Here is a 7358-nt window from a genome sequence, read left to right on the forward strand (position 1 = left end):
CTCACATATCTGCTTATCGCGAAGCCGGGCTTGATTCCAGTCGGATATGATGTCACATACTTAATAATGTGATCACAAAATGGAGCGCGCATGATGACGGCCGACAGCATCGATCGGGACACCCTGGCAGCTTTGCTGAAGGAAGACAGCCCGATCGAGAGCATCCAGGCCGTGGTCTGCGACCTCAACGGCATCATGCGCGGCAAGCGCGTACCGGTCAGCCAGGCCGAGAAGGTGCTGGGCGGCGGCATCCGCATGCCCTTGTCGATCGTCGGCGTCGACGTCTGGGGCGAGGACATCATCGACAGCGAGCATGTGTTCGCCTCGGGTGACATGGACGGCATCTGCGGGGCGACCGGACGCGGCATCCTGCCGGTGGCCTGGACCTCGCGGCCGAGCGCTCTGGTGCCGCTCTGGCTCTTCCTGGAGAGCGGCGAGCCCTTCCTCGCCGATCCGCGCCAGGCGCTCGCCGCCGTGGTGCGCGAATACCAGAAGCTCGGCCTGCGGCCGGTGGTGGCGACGGAGATGGAGTTCTATCTGATCGACCCGGAGCCCGACAGCGCCGTGCCGCCGATCTCGCCCTACACCGGCAAGCGGCTCGATTCGGACGCCATTCTCTCCATCGACGAACTCAACGATTTCGGCGAGTTCATCTCCGACGTCTATGCCGAATGCGAGCGCCAGAACGTGGCGGCGGATGCGGCGATCGCCGAGAACGGCATCGGCCAGTTCGAGATTAACCTCCTGCACAGCGACGATCCCCTCAAGGCGGCCGATGACGCCGTCTTCTTCAAGCGCATCGTCAAGGGTGTCGCGCGCAAGCACGGCCTTGCGGCCACCTTCATGGCCAAGCCTTACGGCACGCGCTCGGGCAATGGCATGCATGTGCATTTCAGCCTGCTCGATGCCGAAGGTCGCAACGTCTTCAACGACGGCAGCAAGGAAGGTTCGCCGATCCTGCGCCATGCCGTGGCCGGTTTGCTGCGCGGCATGGCCGAGACCACGCTGTTGTTCGCGCCGCATTTCAACTCCTATCGCCGCCTCAGGCCCGACACCCACGCTCCGACCACGATCGCCTGGGGCTATGAGAACCGCACCGCAGCCGTCCGTATTCCCGGCGGCAGCCCGGCTGCACGCCGTATCGAGCATCGGGTCGCCGGGGCGGATGCCAACCCCTATCTGGTGGTCGCGGCCATACTCGGCGCGGCCCTGATCGGCATCCGCAAGCAATGGACGCCGCCCGAGCCCATCATGGGGCGCGCCCATCTGCCGAGCGCATCGGCCAAGATCCCGTCCGAATGGGGACAGGCGGTCGATGCCTTCGAGGCCGGCGAGATCGCCGCCGAGATTTTCGACCCCGTGCTGCGCTCGATGCTGATCGCCTGCAAACGCCAGGAGATCGCCGGTTTCGCCGAACAGGTCACCGACTACGAATTCGCCGCCTATCTCGAAATCGTCTGAGCTGTCTTTCAATCCATCGCCTTCCGGCCGTGGCGCCGACCAGACCTCCGGTTTGGTGCGCGCGACGGCCGGTCCATGAGGTATGTCCGCCATGTCCACCGTCGAGTTCGCCACCGACCATCCGCCGTCATCCAGCGCCGGCCACGCGGCGACCTATTATGCCGCCACCGCCAAGGGCGCCTTCGAACGTCCCGTCCTCAACGAACATTTGACGGCCGATATCTGCGTGATCGGCGCCGGCTTCACCGGCATTTCCGCGGCACTGGAACTGGCCGAGCGCGGCTATAGCGTGGTCGTGCTGGAGGCCATGCGCATCGGCTTCGGCGCCTCCGGGCGCAATGGCGGCCAGATCGTCAACGGCTACAGCCGCGACCTCGAGGTGATCGAAAAGCGCTATGGCGCGAAAGCGGCCAAGGCGCTCGGCGCCATGGCCGGGGAGGGTGCCGACATCATACGCGGCCGCATCGCCCAATATGGCATCGATTGTGACCTGGTTCCTGGCGGTTTCTTCGCTGCCTTCACCGACAAGCAGCTGCGCGAGCTCGACGAGCAGCAGCGCATCTGGGAGCGCCATGGCCATGGCGGCCTGGAGCGCATCGACAAGGCGGGCCTGTCCAAGATCGTCGCCTCGGAGCGCTATGTCGGCGGGCTGGTCGACCACAAGGGCGGCCATATCCATCCGCTCAGCCTGGTGCTGGGCGAAGCGGCGGCGGTCGAGCGGCATGGTGGACGGATCTTCGAGCGTTCGCCGGTGCTCTCGGTCGAGCAGGGGGCGAAACCGGTGGTGCGCACCCAGCACGGGGCGGTGACCTGCACCTATCTCCTTGTCTGCGGCAATGCCTATATCGGCGATCTTCTGCCCGAGATCGGCGGCAAGATGATGCCGGTGTCCAGCCAGGTCATTGCCACCGAGCCGCTGGACGAGGCGGTAATCCGCGACCTGCTGCCGGCCAATTATTGCGTCGAGGACATGAACTATATCCTCGATTATTATCGCCGTACCGCCGACAACCGCCTGCTTTTCGGCGGCGGCATCGTCTATGGCGGCGGCGATCCCGCCAGCATCGAGGCCAAGATCCGGCCAAGCCTAGCCAGGACCTTCCCACAGCTCGCCAATATCCGCTTCGACTATGCCTGGAGCGGCAATTTCGCCTTGACCCTGACGCGCATCCCGCATGTCGGGCGGCTGTCGCCCTCGATCTATTTCTCGCATGGCGACAGCGGCCATGGTGTCACCACCACCCATCTCCTCGGCAAGATCCTGGGTGAGGCCGTCGCCGGCCAGGCCGAGCGCTTCGATGTCTGGAGCAGCCTGCCTTATTACCCCTTCCCGGGCGGCAAGACCTTCCGGGTGCCGCTGACCGTGCTCGGCGCCTGGTGGTATGGCTTGAGGGACAGGTTGGGTCTGTGACGGCAGACTCGGAAAGATGTTTCTTGTCATGCCCGGGCTTGTCCCGGGCATCCAGAGATTGCCTTTCTCGGTGAGTATCTCCTGGATTGCCGGGTCGAAGCCCGGCAATGACAAAGGCCGGGATAGCTCGAATTCTGGTCACATGCTTTGGGACCTCAACCCGCTACCATCGCACCTGCGACATGATGGCTGTTCCAGTGGATCGGTGCGCTGGGGCAGTGTAAGTCCGACATATTCACGAGGGGCGGGAGACCGTCTCCGCAATCAGGGAGTGAGCGATGCTCGACAAGCGCAAGTTCTTCATCGACGGCAAGTGGGTGGATCCTGTCGTTCCCAACGATCTGCAGGTGCTGGATCCGGCCACCGAGCAGCCGGTCGCGGTGATCTCCATGGGCACGCCCGCCGATGTCGACAAGGCCGTTGCCGCCGCCAAGAAGGCCTTCGCCACCTATTCGCGCACCAGCGTCGAGGAGCGCCTGGCGCTGCTGGAAAAGCTGCTCGACGTCTACAAGCGCCGCTATGAGGAGATGGCCCAGACCATCACGCTCGAACTCGGTGCGCCGATCTCGATGAGCCGGGCCCAGCAGGCCGATGTCGGCGTCGGCCATCTGCAGGGCTTCATCGATGCGCTGCGTCATCTCAAGGCCCGCGATACCCTGCCCAATGGCGATGTGGTGCTGCGCGAGCCGATCGGTGTCTGCGGCCTGATCACCCCCTGGAACTGGCCGATCAACCAGATCGCGCTCAAGGTGGTGCCGGCGCTCGCCACCGGCAGCACCTGCGTGCTCAAGCCGAGCGAGTTCACCCCCCTCAACGCGCTGCTCTATGCCGAAATGGTCGAGGAAGCCGGATTCCCCGCCGGCGTGTTCAACCTGGTGAACGGCGATGGCCCCTCGGTCGGCGCTGCCCTCTCCAAGCACAAGGACATCGACATGATGTCCTTCACCGGCTCGACCCGCGCCGGCATCGCCGTCAGCAAGGATGCGGCCGAGACCGTCAAGCGCGTCACGCTCGAGCTCGGCGGCAAATCGCCCAACATCATCTTCGAGGATGCGGACCTCGAGGATCGCGTTGCCGGCAGCGTGCTGGAATGCTTCAACAATTCCGGCCAGTCCTGCGACGCACCGACCCGCATGCTGGTGCAGCGTTCGGTCTATGACAAGGTCGTCGACATCGCAGAGCGTACCGGCAGGACGCAGGCCGTCGGCGATCCCAAGCAGGAAGGCGAGCATATCGGCCCGCTGGTCAGCGATATCCAGTTCGGCCGCGTGCAGGCTTTGATCGAGGCCGGCGTCGCCGAAGGCGCGCGCGTGCTGATCGGCGGTCCCGGCAAGCCGGAAGGCTATGAGAAGGGCTATTTCACCAAGCCCACCATCTTCGCCGATGTCGATCCCAACATGCGCATCGCCCGCGAGGAGATCTTCGGCCCGGTGCTGTCGATCATTCCCTTCGACACCGAGGAGCAGGCGATCGAGCTCGCCAACGACACCAATTACGGTCTTGCCGCCTATCTGCAGACCGGCGACGACAAGCGGGCCGAGCGGGTCGCGGCCAGGCTGCGCGCAGGCATGGTGCACATCAATGGCGGGCCTCATCGCTATGGCAGCCCGTTCGGCGGCTACAAGCAGTCCGGCAATGGCCGCGAGGGCGGCATCTTCGGCCTGGAGGACTTCCTCGAGGTGAAGACGGTGCATCGGCCCTGATGGGATTGTCAGAGGCGGGCTTCGGCCCGTAGCGCAACAAAACGCCGCCGGGATCGCTCTCCGGCGGCGTTCTTCGTTCGATGCGTCGATTACTTCATCGTCGGCATCACGAAGTCGGCCCCGGCGCGGATGCCGGTGGGCCAGCGGCTCGTGATGGTCTTGAGCTTGGTGTAGAAGCGCACGCCCTCGGGGCCGTGCATGTGGTGGTCGCCGAACAGCGAGGCCTTCCAGCCGCCGAAGGAATGGAATGCCATCGGCACCGGGATCGGCACGTTGATGCCGACCATGCCGACCTGGATCTGGTGGGCGAATTCGCGGGCGGCGTCGCCGTCGCGGGTGAAGATCGCGGTGCCGTTGCCGAACTCATGCTCGTTGATCATGCGGGCGGCAGTGGCATAGTCGGGCGCGCGCGCCACCGCGAGCACCGGGCCGAAGATCTCTTCCTTGTAGATCGTCATGTCGGTGGTGACATGGTCGAAGATCGTGCCGCCGAGATAATAGCCGTTCTCGTAGCCCTGCATGCTGAAGCCGCGCCCGTCCACCACCAGCCTGGCTCCTTCGGCGACGCCGGTGTCGATATAGCCGCGCACCTTGTCGAGATGCTGCTTGGTCACCAGCGGTCCCATCTCGGCTTCCGGGTCGGTGCCGGGTCCGATCTTGAGGGCGCGCACCCGGGGTTCCAGCTTGGCGAGCAGCGCCTCGGCCGTGGCTTCGCCGATTGGCACGGCAACCGAGATCGCCATGCAGCGCTCGCCGGCCGAGCCATAGGCCGCGCCCATCAGGGCGTCGACGGCCTGGTCGATGTCGGCGTCGGGCATCACGATCATGTGGTTCTTGGCGCCGCCCAGCGCCTGGCAGCGCTTGCCGTTGTGCGAGGCGGTCTCGTAGATGTAGCGGGCGATCGGCGTGGAGCCGACGAAGCTGACGGCCGAAATATCGGGATCGGTGAGGATGGCGTCGACGGCCTCCTTGTCGCCATGGACCACGTTGAAGACGCCGTCCGGCAGGCCGGCTTCCTTGAGCCACTGCGCGAGCAGCAGCGAAGCGGAGGGATCGCGCTCGGAGGGCTTGAGGATGAAGCAGTTGCCGCAGGCCAGCGCCACCGGGAACATCCACATCGGCACCATGGCCGGGAAGTTGAATGGCGTGATGCCGGCGACCACGCCGAGTGGCTGGCGCAGGGAATGGCTATCGACGCGGGTGCCGACATTCTCCGTCACCTCGCCCTTGAGGAGCTGGGGCGCCGAGGTGGCGAATTCCACCACTTCCATGCCGCGCTGGATCTCGCCCTTGGCATCCGACAGCACCTTGCCATGCTCGGCCGTGATTACGGCGGCGAGTTCGTCGGTACGCTCCTCCAGGATGTGCAGGAACTTGTTGAGGATACGGGCGCGGCGCAGCGGCGTGGTGGCGGCCCAGCCGGGGGCGGCGGCCTTGGCGGCGGCAGAGGCCTCGCGCACTTCGGCGACGGAGGCGAGGGCGACCTCGGCCGCGGCTTCGCCGGTGGCGGGATTGTAGACCGCCGCCTTGCGGCCGCTGCGGCCGGCAACCAGCTTGCCGCCGATGAAATGGGAGATCTCGCGCGTCATCCTCTTCCTCCTGTCCTTCGCCTGCCGGTGGGCGGCGTTCGGCGAGATCTATGCAGTTGATGCGTTCGCACAGCAATGAGAGGGATTGCACTTCCGATGTGCAAAAATTAAAGTCATCAATAGACGATCTTCCCCGGGTGCACGGGCATCTTGCCCGTTCTTGGAAACGTGGCGGATGTCGGTCAGGCAGAACGGGCAAGATGCCCGTGCACCCGGAGTTCGCCATGAACTGGGACCACATCCGCATCTTTCTGGCGGTGGCGCGCAGCGGGCAATTGCTCGGCGCGGCGCGCCAGCTCGGGCTCAACCATGCCACCGTCGGCCGCCAGCTCACGGCGCTGGAGGAGACCTTCGGCGCCAGGCTCGTCGAACGCCAGACCCAGGGCTGCACGCTGACGGCGGCCGGCGAGGCCCTGCTCGTCGCGGCGGAGAAGGCCGAATCCGAATTCCTGCGCGTCGGCGCCCTGGTATCCGGCACCACGGCGGAGATCAGCGGCACGGTGCGTGTCGGCGCGCCGGACGGGCTCGGCAACTACTTCCTGTCGCACGAACTGGGCGCCCTGGCGGCCCGACACCCGGAACTGGTGGTGCAGCTGGTGCCGCTGCCGCGCACCTTCTCGCTGTCACGGCGCGAGGCCGACATCGTGGTGACGCTGGACCGCCCCGTGCAGGGGCGGCTGATGGTCAAGAAGCTGACCGACTATACGCTCAGCGTCTATGCCTCCCGGGGCTATCTCGAAGCGGCGCCCCCCATCGCCAGCGAGGAGGACCTTGCCGGCCATCTCTTCGTCACCCATGTCGACGACCTCGTCTACAGCCGGGCGCTGGATTATGCCGAGACGCTGGGCCGGCTGATGCGCCGGCGCTTCGAGTGCGGCAGCGTGGTCGCCCAGATGGAGGCTGTCAGGGCCGGTCACGGCATCGGCATCCTGCACGACTATGCCGCCCGGCAATATCCCGAGCTGATGCGCCTGCTACCGGGCAGGCGCTTCACCCGCAGCTATTGGCTGGTCTCCCATCCGGATACCCACAACACCCGCCGTGTCGCCGCCGTCGCCGACCACATCACCCTGCGGGTTCGGGCCGAACGGGCCCATTTCGCCCGGGATTGAGAAGACTTCCTGGCAACTGTAGTTGAGCGAGTGTCATGCCTTGAAGGTGACCTGATCTCGCACGATGGCATTGAGAGTGACG

Annotated in this window: 5 protein-coding genes; 4 read left to right on the forward strand and 1 reads right to left on the reverse strand. The window is 65.5% G+C overall.

Annotated elements, in window-relative coordinates; all coding sequences use genetic code 11:
* The first annotated feature begins 93 nt into the window (after positions 1-93).
* The 3 genes from ABXS05_RS32460 (at position 94) to ABXS05_RS32470 (ending at position 4575) form a co-directional block, all read left to right on the forward strand.
* A complete protein-coding gene (locus ABXS05_RS32460) occupies positions 94-1461 on the forward strand; it encodes a glutamine synthetase family protein (protein WP_311944683.1) in 1368 nt (455 codons plus the stop codon).
* 91 nt (positions 1462-1552) lie between these two features.
* Entirely contained in the window at positions 1553-2872 is a 1320-nt protein-coding gene (locus tag ABXS05_RS32465; protein ID WP_437178718.1) for an NAD(P)/FAD-dependent oxidoreductase, read from the forward strand.
* Positions 2873-3150: 278 nt separating this feature from the next.
* Positions 3151-4575, forward strand: a complete 1425-nt coding sequence (locus ABXS05_RS32470) for an aldehyde dehydrogenase family protein (RefSeq protein WP_367626756.1) — start codon at positions 3151-3153, stop codon at positions 4573-4575.
* A gap of 89 nt (positions 4576-4664) precedes the next feature.
* Here ABXS05_RS32470 and ABXS05_RS32475 read toward each other — a convergent pair whose 3' ends face one another.
* Positions 4665-6164 (reverse strand): CoA-acylating methylmalonate-semialdehyde dehydrogenase, encoded by a 1500-nt coding sequence (locus tag ABXS05_RS32475; protein WP_367626757.1) that lies wholly within the window; start codon positions 6162-6164, stop codon positions 4665-4667.
* Between the two features lie 224 nt (positions 6165-6388).
* Here ABXS05_RS32475 and ABXS05_RS32480 point away from each other — a divergent pair, with 224 nt between their 5' ends.
* Positions 6389-7276 carry a LysR family transcriptional regulator gene (locus tag ABXS05_RS32480; protein WP_311944643.1) on the forward strand — a complete coding sequence of 296 codons (888 nt, stop codon included), beginning with the start codon at positions 6389-6391 and terminating at the stop codon, positions 7274-7276.
* The last annotated feature ends 82 nt before the right edge of the window (positions 7277-7358 follow it).

It is taken from the genome of Labrys neptuniae (genome assembly GCF_040797145.1).
GTDB classification, from domain to species: domain Bacteria; phylum Pseudomonadota; class Alphaproteobacteria; order Rhizobiales; family Labraceae; genus Labrys; species Labrys neptuniae.